Raw genomic sequence first — 23,947 nt, forward strand, 5'->3', positions numbered from 1 at the left:
ACGTCACCCGAATTCATCCTGCTTCTATGGTTGCAAGTCCAAACCGCGGCTAAGATAAGTATCAGGAAGGGGAGGAACCAAAAATGCAAACTGTGATTCAGACTCAAAATTTATCGAAAAGTTATGGGACAACCGCAGTACTTAAGAATATTGATCTGATGATTCAATCGGGAGAATTTACAGCGGTTATGGGGCCCTCGGGCTCTGGAAAATCGACGCTGATGAACGTACTGTCTACCATTGACCGGTTCACGGGCGGCGAGGTGTGGCTGGAGGGGAAATCCCTGCTGGAGCTCAAAAAAAAGTCACTGCGGCAATTTCGGCAGGAGCGCATGGGGTTTATTTTTCAGGATTATAATCTCCTGGATACGCTGACGGCCAAAGAGAATGTTCTGTTGCCGCTCTCGCTGCGCAAAGTGAAGGTGGAAGAGATGGAAGACCGGCTGCTGCCGATTGTGCAGGCGCTGAATATTGAAGAGATCCTTCATAAATATCCAAGCGAGCTGTCAGGGGGACAGAAGCAGCGGGTAGCTTCGGCGCGGGCCATCATTACCAATCCGTCTATTGTTTTTGCCGATGAGCCGACGGGGGCGCTGGATTCCCGGTCCGCGACCCAAATGCTGGAGCAACTTGCGGAGCTGAACGGGACGTTCGGGACAACGATTATGATGGTCACTCATGATCCCTATGCGGCCAGCTATTGTAAAAGGGTAATTTTTCTGCGTGACGGAGGAATTGTTAATGAGATTTACGCAGGAGACCAGACCCAAAAAGCGTTCTATGAGCGCATTCTGGAAACCCAAAGCCTGATGGGGGGCAAGCTGCGATGAGTCTGCTGGAGCTTACGGCCCGGAATGTGAAGCGCAACTTCCGCCTATATTCCATCTATCTGTTCTCGATGATTACCGGTGTCATTATTCAATTCACATTCTCGTCCCTGATGTACAATGAAGATATTATAGATGCGCTGCAGAACCGTGCCAACTTTCAGACCGGTGTGGGCATCGCTTCACTTGTTGTGTTCTTATTTATCATTTTCTTTATTCTGTATGCCAATTCTTTCTTCATGAAGCAGCGCAAAAAAGAGTTCGGCATGTACCTGCTATACGGCCTGAACGAACGGCAAATTACGCGGATGGTGTTTTATGAAACCCTGATTATGAGCGCCATTTCCCTGTTCACGGGGATATTGATCGGGGGACTGCTGTCCAAGCTGTTTGGGATGCTGCTGATGAATTTAATGCATTACGACCAGGTTATTTCTCTGTCATTCCCCATTCCGTCGATTGCTGCAACGATCGGTGTCTTCATATTGCTTGCTATGATTATAAGTGTACAGAGTCATATCATGCTGAACCGGGTGCAGCTTACGGAGTTGTTTCATGCGAAGCAAAAGATGGACAAACCCGTCCGCATTTCTTCAGTCTGGGCTATGATTGCTGTACTTCTGCTGGGCATGGCCTTTGCTCTGATTAGCAGCGGAAAGGGTTCGGTGTTCTGGCAGGATTACGCGACGATGACTATGATTGCCGTGACTATTGGCATTATCGGGGGCACCTTCCTGTTCTTCCGTCAATTCGCCGGCTGGCTGCTCCAGGCGGTAAGCCGCCGCAGAAAATACTACGAGGGCAATACGATGCTGTGGACCTCTTCCCTGCGGTTCCAGATTAGAGGCAACACGTTGAACTTAACCTTTATTTCCTTGTTCAGTGCGGCGATTATGCTGCTGCTCAGCTTCATGACGATTAACTATAAGGTGCAGTTCGAAGCGGTGGGGAGAAATCTGCCTAATGATATAGCGTTTGAATCTCTGGCCTCTGAAACAAACAGCCAGATTGACAGCCTGATCCGAAGCTCCGGCCATGAGGTCCGGTACCACCTGACGCAAGAGGCCATAATGGCTGATCCGGTATCGGATATGGGGCCAGCCTTTGAGAATCCCGAGTACTATACTCCGTACCTGCTGCTTGTATCCGAGCAAACCTATAACGGGCTGATGAAGGAACGGGACCCTAAGCAGATCCTGGACCTGCAAGGTGAGGAAGCGGTAACCCTTGCCCAGGGATCGGACTTCCAGCAAGCCTATGCTGCAAACCAGCAGCCGGAATTTACGGTGAAGACAGATGCAGAAACCACCTTTCGGATGATTGAAAAGAAAGACTATGCCTATCTTGGCTGGTCTTCAGATCCGGTGAGATCTATGGTCATTAAACCTGCGGTGCTCGTAATCTCAGATGAGGCTTACCGGAGCCTGCGGGAGCATGCGGATAAGAAGTCTTTTGAAATCTATGGTATTGCTGATGCCGGCCGGGCCGAAGAGCTGTCTAAGCAGGTGCATGCCATCGTCACGGAGACGCCGGGTGCCTATTACTCCTCGTTTGCAGACGTGTATTCCAAGCAAATTGAAGGCTCGTCGCTCATGCTGTTCTCCAGCGGATTTTTGGCCCTGATTGCGATTTTCGCGCTTGCTAGTGTGATTTATTTCAAGCAATTGCGCGAGGCTACGGACGAACGGCTGCAATATACCATTCTGCGCAAAATGGGCGTAGATGACCGGCAGATGAAAAGCGTGATCCGCAAGCAGCTGCTGTTTGTCTTTTTGCCGCCGCTTGCGCTTGGAATATTGCACAGCTGGTTTATTATCAAGTATTACATCCTCGATTCCGTGCAGGGTTTTCCTGGACTTACAGCAGCCGTGTGGGGCATCATGGGCGTGTACTTCCTGATTTACTTGTTGTTATACGTTTCGTCCACGAATGTGTATTATAAAATAGTTAGCGAAACTCCGTAGCTCCTCTATTCAAGCGATTCTCCAGGGTTGTTGGGGGATCGCTATTCTGCGTGGTTATTACCATGAAAGCTGAATGGATACAAGCCGGTGAGCAAGCATTAGTTGGAAAAAGGGAACTTATTCTTCCGAAAAATCAACAATCGTGAGATTTAAGTGGAAAAAGGAAACTTAATTGGTCTATATTACCTCATCGAGAGTGAAATGAGCTGAATTAGTGTACCTTTTTCCACTTATTCTGTGAGGGAACAGGGGGAGCAAGCAAATTAGTTATCCTTTTTCCAACTACCGCTTGCTGGGCAGCGGGAAGGGCGAATTTAAGTTCACCCTTACCGCAGCATTTTCAAATAAGGATCATGGTTTTTCGGAAAGTGGAGGGTGAATTCGCTGAAGCTGCCTGCCTCGGATTCGCAGGAAATGTAGTGCCCCAGCTTCTTGGACAGCTCCTGGGCCAAATACAAGCCCATGCCTGTCGATTGTGCATAGGTACGCCCGTTGGTTCCGGTGAATCCGCGGTTGAACACCCGCGGGAGATCCTTGCGGTCAATTCCGGTGCCATTGTCACGCACAATAAGCAGTTTCTCATGTGGCGTGACCTGTGTCGTGAAGGATATCTCTCCTTGCTCCCGGGTATATTTCAGGCTGTTCGTAACCAACTGGTTGATAATGAAGGACAGCCATTTGGAGTCGCTTTGCACCGTTGTGGATTGTACATCGAGCCTGATCTTGATTTTTTTGGAGATGAACGTCTTGGAGTGGGCTTTGACAGCCTCTTTGACCAGCAGCTCCAAATTGCAGTTTACGATCTCGTAGTCCTGATTGAAGGTGTCGAGCCTGGAATAATATAAGGCCTGGTCAATGTAGTGTTCAATGCGTGACAGTTCCTCTTCCAGACTGTTGTGATCGATTTCCGTCTGCTGCATCAGCCGGAGGACGGCGATGGGTGTCTTGACCTCATGAAACCAGGAAACGATGAAATCATAATGCTCCTTCTGCTGCAGTTGCACTTCGTTCAAGGCGCGGATGTGCTGGAGCTGCAGCTGCTCCATAGCCTCCCGGCAACCCTCGGCCTCCAGGGACAGCGGCTCCGCATCTTCATCCGATAAATGGCGGAGAGCCTGCACATTTTTCATATAACGATGGAGCAAAAAACCTGCCAGACCTAACAGAACCAGTGCCAGCGCATAAAAGAAGGTTTGCCAGTGCCATGGAATCTGCGGATCTGCGGCAAATACGGCAACCGTCAGCAGAAATCCGGCGGCATACAGGCCGATATACGGTTTCTCATATTTCAGGAATCGCCAGAAGCTCATTCGATGATATACCCCATTCCCTTGCGGGTGACGATGAAATCCTCCAGCCCCAGCAAGGCGATTTTACGGCGCAGGCGGTTCACATTAACGGTTAACGTATTGTCGTCAATGAACTGCTCATCGCTCCACAGCACCTGCATCAAGCTGTCCCGGGATACGATCTTCCCGATATTTCTCATCATCGTTTGCAGGATAATAAATTCATTCCGCGACAGCTCTGCGGTCTGCCCCCCATACTCGACGGAGGAATTGGACAGATGGAACGTAAGCTGGCGGTGAGCCATCTGCAGACTCTCATCCTGGTAGGTGTAATTGCGCCGCAATAGCGCACTCACCTTCGCCACCAGCACGCCAAGGTCGAAGGGTTTCTGCACGAAGTCATCCGCCCCCATATTAATCGCCATGATGACATCCATATTCTGATTGCGTGAAGACAGGAAAATAATCGGCACTTTGGAGACAGCACGGATTTGCTGGCACCAGTAAAACCCGTCGTACACCGGCAGATTTACATCGAGCAGCACCAGATGAGGCTGACTGGCGGTGAACTCGTCCATAACTTGCTCAAAAGAAGACACCTGTGTGACCTCGTATTTCCACTTAGACAGCGTGTCGGCTACAATTCTTCTAATCTTCTCATCGTCTTCCACTAGCATGATTCGAAACAATGGGATTCCTCCAGCTCTGAGCATGTGATGCTGGTATTATATCATTTGTCTACACTCCTTGTGTTGGCCTTTCAGGGCAGCTGCACATAGAACGTAGTCGACTCCCCGACAACACTTTTGGCGTAGATTTTCCCTTTATGCTGATCCACAATCGACTTGGCAATGGCAAGACCCAGGCCGTAGCCGCCCTGCTTGCGCGCCCTGGAAGTATCCGTGCGGTAGAAGCGGTCGAAGATGCGGGTCAGGTGCTCGGCGGCAATGCCTTCCCCGGTGTTGGAGACGGACAGGAGCACATCGTTATTTTGTTTTTTGAGCGTGATGGCTACAGCGCCCTTGGGGTTCGTATATTTCACGGCGTTGTCCAGAAGGATCATCACCACCTGCTTAATCTGCTCGCTGTTGCCCTGCACGGCCAGCTCCGGTTCGATGTCATAGTCGAAGGAAATATGCTTTTCAAAGATCACGGCTTCCATCGTCAGAATGATATTCTCCACTGCGTCGCTCAGATTGAACTTGCTGTGGATCATGCCCGTCCGGGAATCATCCATCTCCGTCAGATACAGCAGATCATTGGTCAGCCGGGTCATCCGCTCCGTCTCCGACTTAATATATTGCAGCCACTTCGCCTGATTGCCGATCGTGTCGCCGCTATTGGACAGCAGCACATCCGCGTTGGTATTGATGATCGTCAGCGGCGTCTTCAGCTCATGAGAGGCATCGGCGATGAACTGCTTCTGCTTATCAAAAGCCTCCCGGACCGGTGCAATCGAGCGGTTAGCAAAGAACCGGCTGGTGAAGTAGAGGATAATCAGCATCAGCAGGCCGACGGCGGTGAAGGTGTAGATCAGGTTGGTGAGGATTTTTTGCTGGGCTGTGATGTCCAGGAAGACGATGACCTTCCCCCCGCCCGTATTTTTGACTGTAAAAATCCATCGGCTGTCATCCAGGGTGAACCGGCCGATGTCCTTGCCGATGCTGAGGGCCTCCTCCAGTGCAGCCGTATAGAACTCATCGTCCATCGTAAATTTGGAATTCTTGTCTTTAAGAGTCCCACTCGCGTCGGTTATCACTGTAAATGAAATGGAACGCTCCGGCGGCGGGGTGCCGCCGTCCATAGGCCTGTTGTCTTTAGGCGGTATGCCATCAGCGGAGCCTGGATGCCCTGCCTCCCCCGGACTCTTCTGCTGATTGTCTGCAATCCGGTGGAGATCCATATTAATGTCGTTCTGCACATTCCAGTACATGATCACATAGATCGAGGCAAAGGCAATCAGCATGATCACGGAGATAGTGGTCAGATTGACGACCAGAAACCGGTTCCTGAGTTTTTTGAACATCAGCGGGTCACCTCTAATACATAGCCGACATTCCGAATTGTGTTAATGCGTACCTCCGAATTCAGAAACGTTAGCTTTTTGCGCAAAAAAGAGATATACACCTCCACATTGTTATGCTCCGCCTCCGAGTCAAAGCCCCACAGCTTCTCGATAATCTGCTCCTTCGAGGTTACTGCCTGCCTCCTTAGAATCAGCAGCTCCAACAGCTCATTTTCCTTCAGATTTAGCTTCATCTCTTTGCCCTTCACGGAGAGCCGCAGGTTCGCCGTATTTAGCTCGATATCCCCCAGCTTCAGGGTGTCATCCGGGATGACCTCGCCTTTGCGCCGCAGCGCCGCCCGTATTCTGGCCATGAGTTCCTCTGACGAGAAGGGTTTGGCGATATAATCATCGGCTCCGTAATCCAGCCCCGTCACCATATCCGTAATCTCTCCCCTGGCGGTCAGCATAATCACGGGAGTGGATATGCCCCCGCTGCGGAGCTTCTTCAGTACAGTAATCCCATCCATTTCCGGCATCATGATATCCAGCAGCAGCAGATCATAGATCCCGCTCTGTGCATAGTCCAGCCCCGATCTGCCGTCGTGGACTGCGTCCACCGAATAGTTCTGCTTTTTCAATATTTGGGTCAGGGCTTCCGCCAGATGCACTTCGTCTTCCACTATTAATATTCTCATGGGTCTGCCCATCCTCTGCATCGGAAGTTTGCTTATTCTTTAAGTCATTATAGCAAGATTACCTTTAACCAACCTTAACCGGAATCCATTTGTTGAGAACGCTATATATGAAGGGATTCTGGCGGGCCCCAGCCTTTTGTTAAGCGGGCGTAAAAAGATCACGGGAGTGTAAACCCGTTTAAGATTCATTAAAGGTTCCGGGACTAAGATACATTCATAAGCAAGCGAAACGCACATGGCACACACATACAGCACTTATAAGTACTTAGAAATACTCCACTATGAAAGGATCTGACCTTTATGGCGATTGAGGTATTCAACCGGTATGAGAACAAATATCTGCTGGATCATGCCGCTTACCTGAAACTCTACAATGACCTGCTGGAATATATGGAGCCGGACGATTACAACAAGCAGCATGAATTCTACTCCATTACGAATCTCTATTATGATACTGCCCATGATTCCCTGATCCGCAGCAGCCTGGCGAAGCCGAAATACAAGGAAAAGCTCCGGCTGCGGGCCTACGGTGTTCCGGACCAGGACACCAAGGTGTATCTGGAAATTAAGAAAAAGGTGTTCGGCCTCGTTAACAAAAGAAGAACTTCGCTCAAGCTGCAGGAGGCTTACGATTTTGTCGCTACCGGCGTGGAGCCGGAGTACCGGGAGTACATGAACAAGCAGGTGATTGAAGAGATCAAGTACTTTTTATCCCGTTATGACCTGATGCCCAAGGTGTACCTCTCCTATGAACGCAAAGCGCTTTTCTGCAAAAACAACCGGGATCTGCGCATCACCTTCGACACGAACATCCGCAGCCGCCGCTACGATCTGAAGCTGGAGCATGGCACGCATGGAGAGTACCTGATGCCCCAGGGCCAATGGCTGATGGAAGTGAAGGCCGAGAAGACGATTCCCGTCTGGCTGGCGAAAATGCTCTCCGAGCACAGGATGTACCGCACCAGCTTCTCCAAATACGGCAATGAATATAAAAAGATGCTGAAGGCCAGCAAAATCGAAAGGGAGAGTGCCCTGTATGCTTGACTCTATATTTTCCGCCGCTCTAACGAGTGCCGATTTAACCTTTACGGAAGCCATTTTGACTATTTTCATATCGATTGTACTCGGCGGATTGATCAGCTTCACCTATATGAAAACCAATCCGGGGGGATATTCGCAAAGCTTCACACTGACGATGGTCCTGCTGCCGGTGATTGTGGCGATCATCATTCTGCTGATTGGCAGCAACGTAGCCCGTGCCTTCAGCCTTGCCGGGGCCTTCTCGATTATCCGCTTCCGCAGCGCGCCCGGCGACCCGAAGGATATCACGTTTGTTCTGTTCACCATGGCTTCTGGACTGGCCTGCGGGGTCGGTTCCTTCGGCTACGCTGCACTGTTCACCCTCATTCTCTGCGTGCTGATGTTCATTCTGAACCGCACCGGCTTCGGGGCCAGAAAGTCACAGCAGAAGACGCTGAAGGTAACCATTCCCGAGAATCTGGGGTATGAGGAAGCTTTTGCTGAAGTGTTCAATACGTTCAATGTCCGCTATGAGCTGAAAAAGATTAGAACCACCGAGCTGGGCAGCTTATACGAGCTGGTCTACGAGGTTACGATCGATGAGCATACGAGCCAGAAGGAGCTCCTGGATGCGGTCCGCACCCGGAACGGCAATCTGGATCTGTCACTGACGATGTGTCCAGCCACCACAGACTACTAAATTGAAGGGAACGATGACATATGAAAAATTTCCTTACAGGGAGCAAGATAGGGATGGTGCTGCTGAGTGCAGCGCTCATGACAGCGTGCAGCACGAATACAGGGGCGAATACCAATGCAGCAGAACTGGCAAACGTTAAGACAACGGATCTGGTGGAGTACGATGCAGATGATACCACCACAGCCTGGACGGCAGATGCGTCAACGGATATTGCCCTTGCAGGAACAAACGCGGAGATCAAGGGCGCTGGCGCTACTGCCAAGGGTGGATCGGTTACGATTACTGAAGCGGGAACCTATATCCTCTCCGGTACGCTGAGCGACGGTCAGATTATCGTCGATGAGCAGGCCGAAGGAACCGTTCGGCTGGTGCTGAATGGCGTGACCCTGAAGGACAGCGACAGCGCGCCGGTCTATATAAAGGAAGCGGGCAAGGTTGTAATCACTCTGCAGGAAGGTACGGAGAACAGCGTTGCTGATGGAGGAACCTATGTGTTCGCGGATGCCGGTACTGAAGAGCCAAGCGCGGCAATCTTCAGCAAAGCCGATCTGACCATTAATGGAACCGGCAAGCTGACGGTTACCGGGAGCTATAAGGACGGCATCTCCAGCAAGGATGATCTGAAAATTGCCGGCGGCACCATTGATATTACGGCAGCAGATGACGGCATTGTCGGCAAGGATCTGGTGGCCGTACAGGACGGCAATCTTACCATCAAAGCCGAAGGGGACGGCATCAAATCCACCAATGATGAGGATGCGGCCAAAGGCTTCGTGGCTATTGCAGCCGGAACATTCGACATCACGGCAGGTAACGATGGCATTCAAGCTGAAACGGCGGAGGTCATCGATGGCGGAACCTTCAGCCTCGTGACGAACGGCGGCTATGAGAACGCTGAGGCGAAGACGGGGGAGCAAGGGCCTGGCGGGATGGGCATGGGCGGCAACCGTGGCGGCGGCTTCGGTGATCAAGGAGCAGCGGATGGCACCTCGGCAGCCACAACCGATGCGGCTCCGGTGGTAGACACGGCTGCTGCTGCGACCAATACAGCAGCCGTGACTACAACAGCCGTGACCACAGCAGTAGCTACAGCGGAGGCAACTGCAGCAACAGCCGAAACGGAATCCACCAGCGCCAAAGGGCTGAAGGCGGGGGGCGATCTTACCGTAAACGGCGGTAGCTTCACGATTAACGCCGCAGATGATGCGCTGCACAGCAACAGCAATGTCTCTGTGACGGACGGTGAATTCAAGATTACAGCGGGAGATGACGGCATCCATGCGGACAGCCTGACCTCCTTGTCCGGCGGCACCATCGATATCACGAAGAGCTATGAAGGCATTGAAGGCGGCAATATCACTATCTCAGGCGGTGACATCCACGTGGTCGCTTCCGATGACGGTGTGAACGTTGCCGGAGGCAATGACAGTAACGCAGCGCAGGGAACTGCACAGCAGGATCAATTCACCAGCTCCGGCAGCGGCCTGCTCACGATCAGCGGCGGTTCGGTAACGGTTGACTCTACGGGTGACGGACTGGATTCCAACGGATCAATCTCCATGACAGGCGGCACTGCGATCGTCAACGGCCCTACCAATGACGGCAACGGCCCGCTGGATTATGACGGCACCTTCGACATGACAGGCGGCTTACTGGTGGCTGCGGGCAGCTCGGGCATGGCCCAGGCTCCGGGTGAGGATTCCAGCCAATACTCAGTCGGCATGAGCTTCACTGAGGCCCAGCAGGCTGGAACGCTGGTTCATCTGGAAGATGGTGACGGCAACAACATCCTGACCTTCGCACCTTCGAAGAACTTCTCGTCCGTCGTTGTCAGCTCTCCGGATTTGAAGCAGGGCCGTTCCTACACCCTGTCCACAGGCGGGACTTCTACAGGCACCGCAGTAGACGGGCTGTACACAGACGGCGACTATACCGGCGGCACGCAGGTCGTAGCGTTCGACATCTCCGGCAGCGTTACCTGGCTTAACGAATCAGGCGTCACCACAGCCAACACTGGGCGTGGCCCTGGCGGGTTCGGCGGCGGGGACGGTGGCACCAGACCCGAGCGCGGCGCCGGGGGGACCCCGCCTCAAGGCGGAGCAGGCGGAACACCGCCAGATGCTGCAGGTGAAACTGCAAATTAAATAACAAACGGCCCCTCTCCGGTGGATGGAGAGGGGCCGCTTGCGCTTGGAAACTATAAATATTCTCCCAGAGAGAACAACGAGGGTGATCCTAAGTTCTTAAGGAGGAGAGCGAAGTGGAATTAGTAGCACTAATTCGTTGGAATTTGTTCCGCAGGGGCGTTTAGTGGGATTTTGTACACTTATTTTCAGCGAATTCATCAGTTATGAGGCATTTCGGCCAGAATAGGTATACTTTTTCCCACTAGAGCCTGTTTGGGAGCGGGAGGACGCGGATTAAGTGTACTTTTTCCATCAGAACGGCCCTTCTCCAAATTAGGGAGAAGGGCCGTTCTGTCTTACATAAAATCAAAAAAGTACCGGATCACATGGAAAAACACCGGCGAGGTGTAGGCCAGGCTGTCGACGCGGCTGAGGTAGCTTTTCTGCAGGGCCGCGAACTTGTCGTCATCCCCGATAAGCAGATCGCGCTTCAGTACGGACACCGTTAAGCTGCCGAAGAATCCGGCCAGACTGATCAGCACGCCGGAGAACAACCCGAATATCGGGGTCAGCGGCGTCAGGTAAGGGTAGATCAGATATGAGACCCCGGTAGTGACCGCAAATGCGCAGGCGAAGCCTTCCCAGGTCAGATTCGGGTTGGCGGTCGGCACGACCTTGCGCTTGCCGAAATAGATCGAGGCGAGGTAGTGTACGGCGTCATTCAGTTGTGTGAGCACCACCAGAAACAGCACAAGGCCCGCCCCATACTCCGGTGTGGCAAACTGGAAGTAGGCCAAGTGGCTGAGGCCGAAAACCATAAGCATCAGCCCCCACTGGGTGGCGCTTACACTCCGCAGGAAGCCCAGGGTGCCTTTGTTGATCAGCCGGGGCAGCGGCAGGAGCAGGAAGACGTACACCGGAATGAAGACGATGAACATGCCGTACCATTCGATATAGATCCAGTAGAACTGCAGCGGAATGGACAGGTAGGCCCACAGGAACAGCCTCCGGTCCGCTTTTCGCGTACGGATCATTGAGAAATATTCTTTCAGTGCGAAGAAGGCAAGCACCATCAGAGACAGCAGGGACACGACCGGGTTGAACAAAGTGGCCAGGCAGAAAATAAAGACCATGCCCCACCAGGTTTTGATGCGGAAGCCGATCCCTGTGTAGTCCTTGTCTTTCTGCAGTCTGCTCACCAGCATGTAGATCAAATGGACTGCGGATAATGCTGCAAATATAAGTATTAATTTAACCAACGAGCTGTTCAAGCCATCACCAACTTGCTGCAGGATAGGATTCCAACAAAGGGATCATATGTTAGAATAGAAAAAAGCACAAGCTTCATGTTAAATTTTTACACTGCGATAAGGGGATATCTGTACATGGAAGCAGATCATTCGGTCTTTATTTTGCTTACGAATACGGGAACGCTATTTACAAAACTCATTCAAGGTTATACCAAAGCACCATACAATCACGCCTCAATCGGGTTTGACCGGGAGCTTAAGGAGCTGTACAGCTTCGGCCGGAAGAATCCGAGCAATCCCCTGAACGGGGGATTTGTGCATGAAGATCTGCGGACAGGCACCTTCAGCAAGTATCCGGACACCACCTGTGTAATCTATGAGCTGCGTGTCTCTGGTCGCGAGGTGGAGAAAATGCGGCGGGTCCTGCACGTTTTTATCCGCAGCCGCCAAAAGTACCTCTACAACATGCTGGGCGTCATCGGCATCGCCCTCAAGGAGCCTGTTGAATTCAGCAACTCCTATTTCTGCTCGCAGTTTGTTGCGGAAATTCTGGACCGTTCCGGCATCAAGCTGTGGAATAAGCTGCCCGCGCTCGTCACCCCGGATGATTTCCGGCAGAGCGACCGGCTGGAGCTGATCTATCAAGGGAAGCTGAGAGAATATGTGCCTGGGCAATAATTGCCCGTCAACCGTTCTATGACCGGTTTTTCTCCATCCATGCAGTGGCCCAATCCACCAAAGGACGTTGTTCCATAAACCGGATTTCGGCCTTTCCGGCCTTATGAACCTTGAGGTTCATTTCTTTATCATATTCTTCTCCCAATCGGACAAAATCCTCGTCGTTCACCGCCTGGGTTTCGTAAGTCACCCACTCGCGTCTGCCCTTCACCATGATCGCACTGCTGTCATAGACCCGCTTCTTGGCGGGAAAGTCGGCCCGGGCTTCTGCCAGATGCAGGGATGTGTTTTTGTCATAGCCTACGCCTGCCAAGAGAACATAACCATTTAATTGATATAGCTTATCCAGCGGTGAGCCAATCCCAAAAATATTGCTGAGGTCATGGTCTTGCGTCAGATATTCCGCATGCTTGCCCACGGCGGCGACGGAGCGTGCCGGATGGTCTGACCTTGCGGCCCCCGGCCACTTGCGGAACATTTCCGCCACCACGCCCATCCCTATTGCCGGAGTAATTTCTTTATCATAGGCAGGCCAATGCTGCCGGATCATTGGCCACCATTCGGCGGGCTCTTCCCAGTGGACGCCAGTAGAGGGATCGAGATTCTTCCAGGTCTGGGACGGCATCATCAAGGTTCCTTCTTCACCCACAATCTCAAGCAGAGAACGGATGAATGTTTCGGCTCCTCCGATAATAAAACCAAACTTGCTTAAGGAGGTGTGCACGAAGATGTGCTGTCCTTTGGTTAGCCCGCAGTTAGTAAATTGATTGATCAAATCCTCTTTCGTAAAGATCATTCTGGTTTCATTGCTTCTGGTCAATGTGGACCTCCACCTTTTCATCAGAATAAGACAACCCCGCTGCAAGCAGCGGGGTTGTCTCCGGCGTAGCCAGGGATACAGTGCCCTTGAATTAATTTATCCATACTATACCAGCCGCATTCATTTACAGCAATAGCTGACAAGCCAATTTTATGCATCATCCTGAAAGCGGATACAGATTGATATCATAATGAATCCGGTACCACTACCCGGATATGGCGGGGGAGGACACTCAGCTTGATCGGCAGAGCCGGCCCTTCTTCGCCGTCCACATTGGTCCGCACGGTATCCGGTGAGCTTACGGTGACTTCTCTCGCGGTGAAATAGTCCACATCCTTGTGATTCTTCAGATTGCCCAGCAGCACAGAAAGGCTGACTGTAAGCGTGTTGAAGAAATGAAGATTCTTAATGATGTAGCAATGAATCAAGCCGTCGTCGACGGCGGCCTCGGGGGCCAGTTTCTCGAAACCGCCTACCGAATTGGTCAGTGCGGCGAGGAAAAGCGGGGTCTCCCCCACCCAGGTCTTCCCGTCATGCTGTATCGTAAGGGGATGGGATGCATTGCCTGCAAGCTCTTTGATGCCCTCTTTGAAGTATGCCAGCGCACCGAATCTGGATTTGTCATCCGAAGATACGGAGGTGAGCGATTCAGCCAGCTTACCTGCGGCGACCACGTTGATGAACAGGCGGCTGTTCAGCCTGCCTGCGTCCACCAGCTGTACCCGGGAGGAAGCCAGCGTCCGGATGGCTTCTTCGGGAATCAGCGGGATCTGCAGCGCGCGGGCGAAATCATTCACCGTGCCGAGCGGAATAATCCCCAGCTTCGGCTGATGTGCCTGGCCGGAGAGGCCGTTGATCGTTTCATGTAGTGTGCCGTCCCCGCCGATGGACACGATCATGTCAGCCCCCGCTTCGCATGCGGCGATGCTGTAACCGGTGGCATCGCCTTCCTGTTGCGTCTCCTTGACCGTAACCTCATAGCCTTGACTCTGCAGCAGCTCTTCCACACTGCTGAGATAGTCCAGCGCTTCCTCCTTGCCGGAAGAGGGGTTAACAATGATTGTGGCCTGCGTCATATACAGCTTCCTCCCTGTTTGCAGATATGTTGTACTTACCATTACCCCAAAGGAAGCCGTTGAACGATAGCGAGCGCCCCGTCAGCGTGCAATATGTACAATCCGGTTGCGCCCTTTATTTTTGGCCTGATAGAGGGCTTGGTCCACATCTTCAAAAAGGTTGCTGTTCAGCGAGAAATCATTGATGGTCAGGAGCCCCATGCTAATTGTAACCGATACAGGACCGGCAGCATTGGCAATCGTGACCTGATTCATTTCCACCCTTGCCTTGAGTTGCTCGGCTACATGCAGTGCCTCGGCTTCACGGGTATCCGGCAGATAGATAATGAACTCTTCTCCCCCATACCGCGCTAGAACGTCAGTTTGGCGCAATTCCTGCTTAAGCACCTCCACCGTCTGGCAGATTACTTCATCCCCGGCCAAATGGCCGTATGTGTCATTCACGTTTTTAAAGAAATCGATATCCAGCAAAATAAGCGCGAAAGGAATGTGCTTTTCCCTATTCAGGATCACTTCGTCTTCAAGCTGCTGCGTCAGATAGTGGCGGTTATAGCAGCCGGTCAAGCTGTCGGTGATGGCCATTTGCTGCAGCTGCCGATTCGTCTCGGACAGCTCTTTTTGCACCATAATCAATGAATGGTTACGTTCCTGAAGGGCCCTATTCTGTTGATGGGTCTCATGGATCAGCCTCTGCAGCTCCGTAATATCCTGGAACGTGACGATCCGCCCCACCTGTAATCCGCTGACCATAATAGCCGTTGCCTGAATTTTAATATAACGCTGTATAACCGTATGGAGGATTTCAATTTCGATTCTCTCCAGCGGCCGTTCGTAATATCCCAGTATAAACGCTTCAATGGCAGGTGAGCTTTCCGGAAAAATCATCCTGATATTGAACTGCTCACCCCGGTTCAGATGCATATGTGGACCCAGAAAACGGTTAATCTCGACTACGTTGTCATATTCATCAAGTACGAGAATGCCATGCCCGATCGTATCCATCACATCCTGATGGGCTATAGTCGTTATATCAAACACGTTGTCGCGGTTAATGGAAATCACAAAAAAGACAGCAGACAGTAAAATGCCCAGCGAAGTCATCCCCGGTATTACCGGCAGATACGGGTCCAGGACCACGTTCAGCACAATATCCAGCAGGATAAACACGGTTACCGCAAGAATCCCTTTCAGCACAAGCATCACTTGCTTTCGAACGCGGGGAACCAGATCCCGGACCAGGGCTGTAGAGATGACGTACAGTGAGGTAACCACCTGAATGATGATTACGGCAATGAAAAGCCAAAAAAGAGGGCCATAGGTTCTTTGAATATACCCCCCATTTACCGGCTGCACAAACCAGCGGTGGTGGCTGAATATAATACAGGCTGCGGAAAAAATAGCTGGAGTGGACAGCAGCAGCAGAATTTTTCGCCGCAGAAACCGGGTTTGTCCGGTCAAGAGAATGGTGAAAAAGACCCAGCCTGTACTGAGAAGCGCTGAATCTACGAATGCAGCCTTAACATAAAATAATTGATATGTGGGATTACCGGTAGTTTTGATAGCAAATTGGCAAAAGGGCCAGATCATCATTGTGAAGTGGAAGGCCAAATAGACTTTGTGCAGATTCGTGATGTTAACCGAAACGAAAATATAGACGAAAAGTGCAAACAGAACGAAAAATAAAATCAGATCAATCCATACCACAAAACCCAACAAGTTACACCTTCCTGCTATTATTAGTCAATTATGCATGGTTTTTGGGCCTAAAGTCTTGCATCTTGCTTCTAACTATATAATCAGCTTGCCAAGAATACAACCACTATGGAAGGCCCGGCAGGAGGGACCGGAGGGGGTGAAAGTAAAATAAGCTGCCCCGTTTGACCGGGAACAGCTTATTCAGACAATGAGTGCAAGCGGCATAGGAGAAAGCCGGACTGCCTTGCCGGGCTTAGTGCAGATTCGCATCCAGCCAGGGCTTCAGAAGGGGCAGGACATGGGCCGGCTGCATCGCCTGGGTATGATCCAGCCCCTCAAGCACCGCCACATCCCAGCCGAGCGTCTCAAGGACTGCCTGCTCCCGGACAAGGGGGCCGGCGATATCGACCGACACAGCTCCCCAGCGTTCGCCATACTCAATGAGATCGGCGCTTCCGGCGAAGCAGAGGCGGGGACAGGTGATCCGTTCCTGGGCCGTCCGGTCATCGAATGCCTGAAGAGCCTGGTACAAGGTGACGAACTGTTTGGTCTGAGCTTCGCTCATCGTGACTTCAACCTGTGACCAGTCGAATTCATCAGCGTTTCCGTCCCAAGCGGCGGGGGAGGGATTGGGGTTCTTTTGTGCCGCTACAGAGAGATGATAGGCCGCCAGCGTGACCCTCAGCATTTCCTTATACGGACCGCCGACCGGAGGGAAGCCGCCCATGATAAGGGCCGACAGCCGGTCTGTCCGCAGGGCCAGCTGCATGCCGGACAGGGCCAGCCAGGAATAGCCGTAATAGGCGAATTGCTGCGCGGAAGCCGCATCGGCGATGGCCATAAAGTCGCTGGATAGGTTATCCGGCGTCAGAGTATCGGGCTTGGCGCAGCTTTGAACGTGGCCTTCATAGTCGAAGGCAATGACACGGCAGCTGCCGCTAAGCCGGTCAATCAGGGAGCGCCCGAGCGCCGGATCAACGCCCCACTTCATCATCTCGGCTGCCTGTTGTCCATCTATTGGACGGGGGTTCACCGGGAGCAGCAGGCTGGGTCCTTCCCCTTGAATCTCCACCTCGATCCAGCTTGCATCATGCATTTGTACTCTAAGCATTTGTAGCCCTCCTAATTAAGTGTTATGTGCGGAAATCCTTTATATTCACCAATATATAACATTGATGCAAGTGAGAAGGTTTTGCCGATAAAGTCCTGAGTATACTTAAGAAATTCAGTTCCAGGATTATTAAAGCACTTAAAGGTTTTATATGAAGGTTTGCAGACGGAGCGGGTCTTTGGTAGGTTAGTATCACGTGCTGGATGTAGATAAAGGAGGTGATCCAATGCAATATTACAAGCCGGTTGAGATTGCATCATTGCTTAGCATCAGTACCAGCGCCTTGCGGCATTATGAATCCTGGGGTGTGGTTCCCGCGCCGGAACGGGCAGCGAATGGCTACCGTATGTATACGAAGCTGCATCTGGCCTACTTTCGCTGTCTTCGCGCCATGATTCCGGGCTTTGGCTACAAGATAACCTATGAAGTGCTGCGCAACATCCAACAGGGGAACATGGATCAGGCCTTGTGGCTTACAGGCGCAGAGCAGGCCAGATTACAGGAGGAAAAGGCTGCCGCCGATCAGACGCTGGCATTGTTGCAGGACCCGGAGATTAGCCTCATCAAAGGCAGACCCGTCAGCCACAGGATGCCGATCGGAGAAGCTGCAGCGATCGCGGGAGTTCAGCCCTCGGCCATTCGCCACTGGGAAAAGGAGGGGCTGCTGACTCCGCTAAGAAACCCTGAGAATGGCTACAGAATGTACACTGCGGTGCATTTACGGCAGATTCTGCTGATCCGTACCTTGAGACGAACAGTATATTTTCTGGAGAGAATGAAGGAGCTTGTGGAAGCTGTGGAGCAGCACAGCCTGGAGAAAGCCAAAGAGGTTACCGAGCAGGCGCTGGGCCGCCTTCATCAGCGCAACCGCCAGCAGTACAGCGGCGTGCACCAAATGGTGGAGCTTTGCGCTCAGGCCGGCCTTATGAGGCCGGAGGATACAGCCGCTCCATCTATGTCAACGTATCCAGGGAAAGAGAAAGTTATGTATAAGGCTGGGGGTAAGTAGACGAAAATTCAGTGAATTCACCCAAGAGGGTAGAATTTAGTCGGATTCGATAGCCGTTTTCCAACTAGCGCCGCGAAGAAGCAAGTGAGCAGTGCTAGTGGGAAAAAAGGAACTTATTTCTCCCGGAAATCAACAAATGGGAGGTTCAAGTGGAAAAAGGAAAATTAATGGGGCCATATTCCTTCGCCAGGAGTGAAATGAGCTGAATTAGTTACCCTTTTTCCACTTAACCTGCGCGGAATATGGTGCACGAGCAAATTAGTTTCCCTTTTTCCACTTGGAATTGCCGAAGGATTCATAAAGGGTTCTCCAGGCAACGCTAGACACCTTTGGACGAATTTGTAACGAAGAGTGGCAGTCCTAGATATCCTAATTCGCCTCTTGATGTACAGCTGCTTTCCCGGATGGACGGATTTGACCTTCAGCCAATAGAGCGTTAACAATTCAGTGTTACAATAGGGAGACGCGCTTTGAATAGGGCGGAGAGTACCGGGAGAGGGAGGAATCTATGTATGGATACGGGAAGTCAGAAGCCGGTGGAAGCTGGCGGGACAAAGAGTAGAGGGGCTGCTCTGCTGGAGGTACTGGGTGTCTCTCTGAAGCTCGGGCTTACCTCCTTCGGCGGGCCGGTTGCCCATCTGGGGTACTTCCATAATGAGTATATCCGCCGCCGGAAATGGATGGATGAACGCAGCTATGCCGATCTGGTGGCGCTCTGCCAGTTTCTCCCCGGGCCAGCGAGCAGCCAGGTGGGGATTGGCATCGGTGTGGTCAGGGCCGGCCTGCTTGGGGGAGTCATAGCCTGGCTGGGATTCACTATGCCTTCAGTGATCGCTCTGGCCGTATTTGCTTTAGTACTGCAGGGTATTGATATCGCTGACGCAGGCTGGATTCATGGGCTGAAGATCGTAGCTGTGGCGATTGTGGCGCAAGCGGTGCTGGGAATGGGACAAAAGCTAACGCCGGACAGGGGAAGAGTCACCATTGCGGTCACCGCGGCAGTTGTTGCGCTGTCCTGGCATGCTGCCTACGCTCAAATTATAATCCTCACAGCTGCCGGTGTAATCGGCTTGTTCCTGTATCGGGGTCAACCGGACCGGGGGCCGGACCTGCCCATCCGGATCAGCCGGACCGTTGCCGTCTGCTGTCTGGCGTTGTTCTTCCTTCTGCTTATAGCTCTTCCTCTTCTTAGACCTTCTGCAGGTACTGGGGGATTTGCGCTTTTCGACAGTTTTTACCGCTCCGGTTCCTTGGTATTCGGTGGAGGACATGTTGTGCTTCCGCTTCTGGAACGTGAGGTTGTGCCTGCCGGTTGGGTCAGCCGGGAGGACTTCCTGGCCGGCTACGGAGCGGCACAAGCCGTTCCGGGGCCGCTGTTTACCTTTGCCAGCTACCTTGGGGTAATGGCGGCGGGGTTCAAAGGCGGCATCATTGCGACGCTGGGCATCTTCCTGCCTGCATTTCTGCTGGTCATCGGTGCGCTTCCTTTCTGGAATGGGCTTAGAAGCAGTCCGAACGTTCAAGGGGCGCTCGCGGGCATCAATGCGGCTGTGGTGGGAATCCTGCTGGCAGCTCTATATGATCCGCTGTGGACCTCCGCCATCCTGAAGCCGCTAGATTTCGCGCTGGCCGCAATCTTGTTTGTGATGCTCATGTTCTGGAAGCTCCCGCCCTGGGTGATTGTGCTGGCCGGTGCTGCGGGAGGAGTGCTGATGCAGCTCATCTAGACCATTTTCACAAGAGCGGTTTTTCGTACACCTCCACCTTGTTGCCGCGCTGGTCTTTGGTGCTTTTGATGACCGCATAACCGTTCTTCTGCCAAAAGGCTGCGCCGGCCAGGTTCTCCAGCTGAACAGCCAGCCGGACCTGCGCTGCATTCTCCTGCCGCAATCTCCGCTCCAGAGCATTCAAAGCGATTGAACCAATCCCCTGCCCGGCGTAGCTGTGATGAAGAATAAAAAGACCGATCCAGCAATGCTTGTCACCATAATGACCTATAGCGGTGGCGGGCTGGGACAAACGAGTGATGTCCACAGCTTAATACACGGGATGAATGTAGCTTCAATGGTAACCGCCGGGAGTGCCGTTATCGCGCTGATCCTGGCCTTCTTTATCAAACGCAAGGAAGCTCCGATTGAGAGTCTGACGAACAGTATTCCGGTAAAATGATTGTTAATTCGATGTAGGTTTACCTCAGTAAAATACCTTTTCCTGCAGCAGATCGAGCGCCCGCTCGATCTCTTTGCGCTGCTCTTCTGTTAAATCCCCGATCCGTTCAGTGAACCGGATAGCGATATGCTGGAACGCTTCGTTCATCATGGCCTCTCCGGCGGGGGAAAGGGTAATCCCCTGCTTGCGGCGGTCGGCGGGATCGGTGATTTTGTCGCATAGCTGCTTCTCGCTGAGCTTCTTCAGCTCACGGCTGGTATTCGGCATCGACATATGCATGCAATCGCTGATCTCGCTGAGGGTGACGGGCTGGCTGACGGCGATATATTCGAGAATTTTATATTGAAGGGGGGTCAGTGCTTCGGCTTTGATATCTTTGCTGATATCACTTGTAATTTGATGGACAGCAGTCGTAAAAGCTACAAATTTCTGAAATAATTCTTTGTCCATATAGTTCACCTCAAAAGAAACCTTAACAAAAACCTTATCAAATAACAATTATCATTTGACAACTAAAATAAAACCGTGATACTCTTTCGTTATCAAATGATAAGTAAAGGAGTGGCGGCATGAATACATTGGTTATCTATACCCATCCGAATCATCAGAGTCTAAGCTATGCCTTTTTGCAGGAGGTGCTTCGGGGGAGCCGGGAAAATGCGAAGGTGGCGGAGATTCAGGTGCTTGATTTGTATGAGGAGGGATTTGATCCGGTGCTGGTATTTAATGAGCATAAGCGCAGAAGGGATATGCACATTGATCCCGCATTGGCTAAATACAGGGAACAGCTGCAGTGGGCGGATAAGATTGTACTGGTCTACCCCATCTGGTGGGGGCGGCCGCCGGCTATGCTCATGGGGTATATTGACCAGATGTTTGCCTCGGGGTTCGCATACCGGGATAAGGGTGGACTGCTGCCGGAAGGGCTGCTGAAAGGGAAGTCGGTAGTGTGCATTTCCACCATGCAGGGTCCAACCCACTATCCGCTGCTGATGCTGCATAATGCGCACAAGGTGTTAATGCGCAAGGCGCTGTTCAACTTTGTGGGCATCCGCAATGTTAAGTTCTTTGAGTTCGGCAGCATGGAGAGCAAGCGGGGCAAGCACGCCCAGAAGCTGGAGCGGATCTACCAATATTTTAAGACAGCCAGTTAGTAAAGGATCGAGCAGCAACGGATACCTCCTGTTAGGGGGTATCCGTTGCTGCCTGTCTCAGGAATGGTGTTCGACCACCCAGTCGATCAGTTTGCGGGCAATGCTGACAGGGGACGGAATGACAGGCAGGCGGTCCAGCTCGAACCAGTCGGCATGATCCAGCTCTTCACCGTCAACGGTAATTTCTCCGCTCTCATATTCGGCCAGAAAGCCTACCATCAGAGAGTGGGGAAAAGGCCACTGCTGGCTGGCGAAATAGCGGATATTCTTCACCTTGATGCCGACTTCCTCCATAGTCTCACGCTGCACACAGTCCTCAAGCGTTTCGCCCGGCTCCACGAATCCGGCAATCAGCCCGTACATATTGCTCACAAAATGCGGGGAGTGTGCGAGCAGAATCCGGTTGTCCTTAAGAATCGCGGTGATGACCGCCGGGGCAATCCGGGGATAGCTGACCAGTCCGCAGGCCGGACAACTGCGTGAGTGCTCGGTCTGCGCCAGCTCGGTGGCGGTCCCGCATCTGCCGCAGAACTGGTGGGTTTCATCCCAGGCGAGCATCTGGATGCCTTTGCCTGCGAGATGGAACAAATCCTCATCCAGAGATTCGTACAAGGAGCGCAGCGGGCGGAAGGCCATCCCTGCTGGCTCAGGCGTTTCTGCCTGGACCTGTGCGGCGAAGCAGGGGAGTCCCTCAAACGTCCCCAGATACAGGGTTCTTAAGGGAACCATGGATAGCTGCTCCAGCGCAGGCACGAATGGAACGCCAGCGGTCCCGGCGGTTTCGGTAACCAGCAGCTTGCCGGAATGAAAGATCAGCCAATAGGCGGAGCCGCTGAACTCCGGCGGGGGAGTGACTGCAGGGATATATCGCTTGTAAATGCTTGCTCTTGGTTTGGACATAGCGCAGAACCTTTCTGATTACAGATCATTTCTTTTTTTTAATTAAGAATAACAAAAACCGGCAATCCTAACAAATATCATGACAGGTTCAGTTCACAGGGCAAACAGTGAAATGAAAAATAGAAACGCGCTCTTATATGAGCCGTTTTTTTATTTGACATTTCAGCTACTTGTAACTATATTGGTTACAGGAAGAAAATCTGCTGCAGCCGCTCCCGGCCTCCAGCAGGAACGACTATAAATGATATTTACTTAGGAGGAAAAGAAATGAAGATCGCATTAACAGGAGCCACCGGACACCTCGGTTCCATCGTGGCCGAAACTTTATTGAAGTCAGTAGCACCAGAAAACCTGGTCGTCAGCGTTAGAAACCCGGAGAAAGCGGACAATCTTCGTGCACGCGGAGTTGATGTCCGTCACGGTGATTTCGACCAGCCGGAGACACTTGATACAGCCTTTGCCGGTGTGGACCGGCTGCTGATCGTATCGGCTGACGGGGACAACGACACACGGATCCGCCAGCACAAGGCTGCCGTCGATGCCGCAGTGCGTGCGGGAGTCGGCTTCATCGTCTATACCAGTGTCGGACATGCCGACAGCAGCCCGCTGTTCCTGGCACCGGTTCACCGTGCTACTGAAGAGTTCATCCGTGAATCCGGGATTCCGTACTCCTTCCTGCGCAATAACTGGTATCTGGAGAATGAGATTGGCTCCATTCAGGCGGTTCAAGCTGGAGCACCATGGCTGACCTCGGCTGGCGACGGCAAGGTGGGCTGGGCAACTCGCCGTGATTATGCAGAAGCGGCAGCAGCCGTATTGGCAGGCGAAGGCCATGAGAATACCGTATACGAATTGTCAGGCACACCGGCAACACAAGCCGAGCTGGCAGCAGTTGTCGGCGGGGTGCTGGGCAAGGAAGTTCCAGTCCAGCAGGTAGATGATGCCGCATATGCCGATATTATGGCAAAAGCAGGCGTTCCTGAAGCGGCACTCCCGATTGTAGTCGCTATTCAACAAGCGATCCGCGAAGGCGCACTCGACATCGCCAGCAGCGATTTCGCGAAGCTGCTGCAGCGCCCGCTTACACCGCTTAGTGAAGGTGTAAGGGATTTGCTTGGGAATTAAGGCCTAAGCAGAGTCCGGCCTTACCCCGCCGGAAGGCGGGCCGGGTAGCATACCTGGCTTGTCCAGATATAAGGATTTATAGATTTCACACCCTGAGTTATCCTTATATTTCCGGCTAAAACGGATACCGTCCTTTGAAGGAGAGCAAAGCCGGTTCCACTTTTTTATGAAGAAGAGGCTTCCCGCTACGGTCGATGGACCGGAGGAAAGCCTCTTTTGTTATTTAGGAAGTTATGATGCCTTCTGACGAGTATAGGAGCGCCGCCGGCGGGTTTGCCCCGAAACAACGGCAAAAATGCCGTTGTTGAAGCGCCGCCGGCGGGTTTGCCCC

At 52.3% G+C, this 23,947-nt stretch carries 23 protein-coding genes; 11 read left to right on the forward strand and 12 right to left on the reverse strand.

What is annotated here, in order from left to right; translation table 11 throughout:
* The first annotated feature begins 83 nt into the window (after nucleotides 1–83).
* Together BLQ82_RS21555 and BLQ82_RS21560 are read left to right on the forward strand one after the other, a co-directional pair.
* Nucleotides 84–830: an ABC transporter ATP-binding protein gene (locus tag BLQ82_RS21555; protein WP_062525821.1), complete on the forward strand. Its 747-nt coding sequence runs from the start codon at nucleotides 84–86 to the stop codon at nucleotides 828–830.
* Nucleotides 827–2,791 (forward strand): ABC transporter permease, encoded by a 1,965-nt coding sequence (locus BLQ82_RS21560; RefSeq protein ID WP_062525820.1) that lies wholly within the window; start codon nucleotides 827–829, stop codon nucleotides 2,789–2,791. The genes BLQ82_RS21555 and BLQ82_RS21560 overlap by 4 nt, the downstream gene beginning before the upstream one ends.
* Before the next feature lie 326 nt (nucleotides 2,792–3,117).
* Here BLQ82_RS21560 and BLQ82_RS21565 read toward each other — a convergent pair whose 3' ends face one another.
* The 4 genes from BLQ82_RS21565 to BLQ82_RS21580 all read right to left on the reverse strand — a co-directional run bounded on the left by BLQ82_RS21565 (nucleotide 3,118) and on the right by BLQ82_RS21580 (nucleotide 6,783).
* Nucleotides 3,118–4,101, reverse strand: a complete 984-nt coding sequence (locus tag BLQ82_RS21565) for a sensor histidine kinase (protein ID WP_062525819.1) — start codon at nucleotides 4,099–4,101, stop codon at nucleotides 3,118–3,120.
* Complete coding sequence (locus BLQ82_RS21570) at nucleotides 4,098–4,769, reverse strand: response regulator transcription factor (protein WP_062525818.1); 672 nt, start codon at nucleotides 4,767–4,769, stop codon at nucleotides 4,098–4,100. Before BLQ82_RS21570 ends, BLQ82_RS21565 begins: the two co-directional genes overlap by 4 nt.
* A gap of 71 nt (nucleotides 4,770–4,840) precedes the next feature.
* The gene (locus BLQ82_RS21575; protein ID WP_062525817.1) at nucleotides 4,841–6,106 is read right to left on the reverse strand and encodes a sensor histidine kinase; all 1,266 of its coding nucleotides are present in this window, start codon (nucleotides 6,104–6,106) and stop codon (nucleotides 4,841–4,843) included.
* A complete protein-coding gene (locus tag BLQ82_RS21580) occupies nucleotides 6,106–6,783 on the reverse strand; it encodes a response regulator transcription factor (protein ID WP_062525816.1) in 678 nt (225 codons plus the stop codon). Before BLQ82_RS21580 ends, BLQ82_RS21575 begins: the two co-directional genes overlap by 1 nt.
* A 300-nt stretch (nucleotides 6,784–7,083) precedes the next feature.
* Between BLQ82_RS21580 and BLQ82_RS21585 the strand changes: the two genes are divergently transcribed.
* Genes BLQ82_RS21585 through BLQ82_RS21595 form a run of 3 tightly spaced genes read left to right on the forward strand, consistent with a single transcriptional unit; the run spans nucleotide 7,084 to nucleotide 10,647 of the window.
* Nucleotides 7,084–7,827 carry a polyphosphate polymerase domain-containing protein gene (locus BLQ82_RS21585; RefSeq protein WP_062525814.1) on the forward strand — a complete coding sequence of 248 codons (744 nt, stop codon included), beginning with the start codon at nucleotides 7,084–7,086 and terminating at the stop codon, nucleotides 7,825–7,827.
* Nucleotides 7,820–8,503 (forward strand): DUF4956 domain-containing protein, encoded by a 684-nt coding sequence (locus tag BLQ82_RS21590; protein WP_062525813.1) that lies wholly within the window; start codon nucleotides 7,820–7,822, stop codon nucleotides 8,501–8,503. The genes BLQ82_RS21585 and BLQ82_RS21590 overlap by 8 nt, the downstream gene beginning before the upstream one ends.
* Nucleotides 8,504–8,523: 20 nt before the next feature.
* On the forward strand, nucleotides 8,524–10,647 hold the full coding sequence (locus BLQ82_RS21595; protein ID WP_062525812.1) for a carbohydrate-binding domain-containing protein: 2,124 nt from the start codon (nucleotides 8,524–8,526) through the stop codon (nucleotides 10,645–10,647).
* Between the two features lie 338 nt (nucleotides 10,648–10,985).
* On the opposite strand, the gene BLQ82_RS21600 is transcribed toward BLQ82_RS21595, so the two are convergent.
* The gene (locus tag BLQ82_RS21600) at nucleotides 10,986–11,900 is read right to left on the reverse strand and encodes a phosphatidate cytidylyltransferase (protein ID WP_062525811.1); all 915 of its coding nucleotides are present in this window, start codon (nucleotides 11,898–11,900) and stop codon (nucleotides 10,986–10,988) included.
* 114 nt (nucleotides 11,901–12,014) lie between these two features.
* Here BLQ82_RS21600 and BLQ82_RS21605 point away from each other — a divergent pair, with 114 nt between their 5' ends.
* The gene (locus tag BLQ82_RS21605; protein ID WP_062525810.1) at nucleotides 12,015–12,557 is read left to right on the forward strand and encodes a hypothetical protein; all 543 of its coding nucleotides are present in this window, start codon (nucleotides 12,015–12,017) and stop codon (nucleotides 12,555–12,557) included.
* 16 nt (nucleotides 12,558–12,573) lie between these two features.
* Here BLQ82_RS21605 and BLQ82_RS21610 read toward each other — a convergent pair whose 3' ends face one another.
* The 4 genes from BLQ82_RS21610 to BLQ82_RS21625 form a co-directional block, all read right to left on the reverse strand.
* Nucleotides 12,574–13,377, reverse strand: coding sequence for an AAC(3) family N-acetyltransferase (locus BLQ82_RS21610; RefSeq protein ID WP_244280918.1), 804 nt, complete (start codon nucleotides 13,375–13,377; stop codon nucleotides 12,574–12,576).
* 185 nt (nucleotides 13,378–13,562) lie between these two features.
* Entirely contained in the window at nucleotides 13,563–14,453 is an 891-nt protein-coding gene (locus BLQ82_RS21615) for a diacylglycerol/lipid kinase family protein (RefSeq protein ID WP_062525809.1), read from the reverse strand.
* A gap of 81 nt (nucleotides 14,454–14,534) precedes the next feature.
* Nucleotides 14,535–16,169 carry a histidine kinase N-terminal 7TM domain-containing diguanylate cyclase gene (locus BLQ82_RS21620; protein ID WP_244280920.1) on the reverse strand — a complete coding sequence of 545 codons (1,635 nt, stop codon included), beginning with the start codon at nucleotides 16,167–16,169 and terminating at the stop codon, nucleotides 14,535–14,537.
* A 232-nt stretch (nucleotides 16,170–16,401) separates the two neighbouring features.
* The gene (locus tag BLQ82_RS21625) at nucleotides 16,402–17,259 is read right to left on the reverse strand and encodes an alpha/beta fold hydrolase (protein ID WP_062525808.1); all 858 of its coding nucleotides are present in this window, start codon (nucleotides 17,257–17,259) and stop codon (nucleotides 16,402–16,404) included.
* 226 nt (nucleotides 17,260–17,485) lie between these two features.
* Between BLQ82_RS21625 and BLQ82_RS21630 the strand changes: the two genes are divergently transcribed.
* On the forward strand, nucleotides 17,486–18,268 hold the full coding sequence (locus BLQ82_RS21630) for a TioE family transcriptional regulator (protein ID WP_062525806.1): 783 nt from the start codon (nucleotides 17,486–17,488) through the stop codon (nucleotides 18,266–18,268).
* A 512-nt stretch (nucleotides 18,269–18,780) separates the two neighbouring features.
* Entirely contained in the window at nucleotides 18,781–19,995 is a 1,215-nt protein-coding gene (locus BLQ82_RS21635; protein ID WP_062525805.1) for a chromate transporter, read from the forward strand.
* 7 nt (nucleotides 19,996–20,002) lie between these two features.
* Here the strand turns inward: BLQ82_RS21635 and BLQ82_RS21640 are convergent, their stop codons facing one another.
* Entirely contained in the window at nucleotides 20,003–20,302 is a 300-nt protein-coding gene (locus BLQ82_RS21640) for a GNAT family N-acetyltransferase (RefSeq protein ID WP_082722765.1), read from the reverse strand.
* On the opposite strand from BLQ82_RS21640, the gene BLQ82_RS32400 reads away from it, so the two are divergent.
* A complete protein-coding gene (locus BLQ82_RS32400) occupies nucleotides 20,216–20,437 on the forward strand; it encodes a hypothetical protein (RefSeq protein WP_062525803.1) in 222 nt (73 codons plus the stop codon). The genes BLQ82_RS21640 and BLQ82_RS32400 overlap by 87 nt on opposite strands.
* Nucleotides 20,438–20,461: 24 nt before the next feature.
* Here BLQ82_RS32400 and BLQ82_RS21645 read toward each other — a convergent pair whose 3' ends face one another.
* Entirely contained in the window at nucleotides 20,462–20,887 is a 426-nt protein-coding gene (locus BLQ82_RS21645) for a MarR family winged helix-turn-helix transcriptional regulator (protein WP_062526150.1), read from the reverse strand.
* A 119-nt stretch (nucleotides 20,888–21,006) separates the two neighbouring features.
* On the opposite strand from BLQ82_RS21645, the gene BLQ82_RS21650 reads away from it, so the two are divergent.
* A complete protein-coding gene (locus tag BLQ82_RS21650) occupies nucleotides 21,007–21,591 on the forward strand; it encodes an NAD(P)H-dependent oxidoreductase (protein ID WP_062525801.1) in 585 nt (194 codons plus the stop codon).
* 57 nt (nucleotides 21,592–21,648) lie between these two features.
* Here BLQ82_RS21650 and nudC read toward each other — a convergent pair whose 3' ends face one another.
* Nucleotides 21,649–22,491, reverse strand: coding sequence for an NAD(+) diphosphatase (nudC, locus tag BLQ82_RS21655; protein ID WP_062525798.1), 843 nt, complete (start codon nucleotides 22,489–22,491; stop codon nucleotides 21,649–21,651).
* Nucleotides 22,492–22,758: 267 nt separating this feature from the next.
* Here nudC and BLQ82_RS21660 point away from each other — a divergent pair, with 267 nt between their 5' ends.
* Nucleotides 22,759–23,616, forward strand: coding sequence for an SDR family oxidoreductase (locus BLQ82_RS21660; protein ID WP_062525796.1), 858 nt, complete (start codon nucleotides 22,759–22,761; stop codon nucleotides 23,614–23,616).
* The last annotated feature ends 331 nt before the right edge of the window (nucleotides 23,617–23,947 follow it).

This window comes from Paenibacillus jilunlii (genome assembly GCF_900102965.1).
In the GTDB taxonomy this organism is placed as follows: Bacteria; Bacillota; Bacilli; order Paenibacillales; family Paenibacillaceae; genus Paenibacillus_AQ; species Paenibacillus_AQ jilunlii.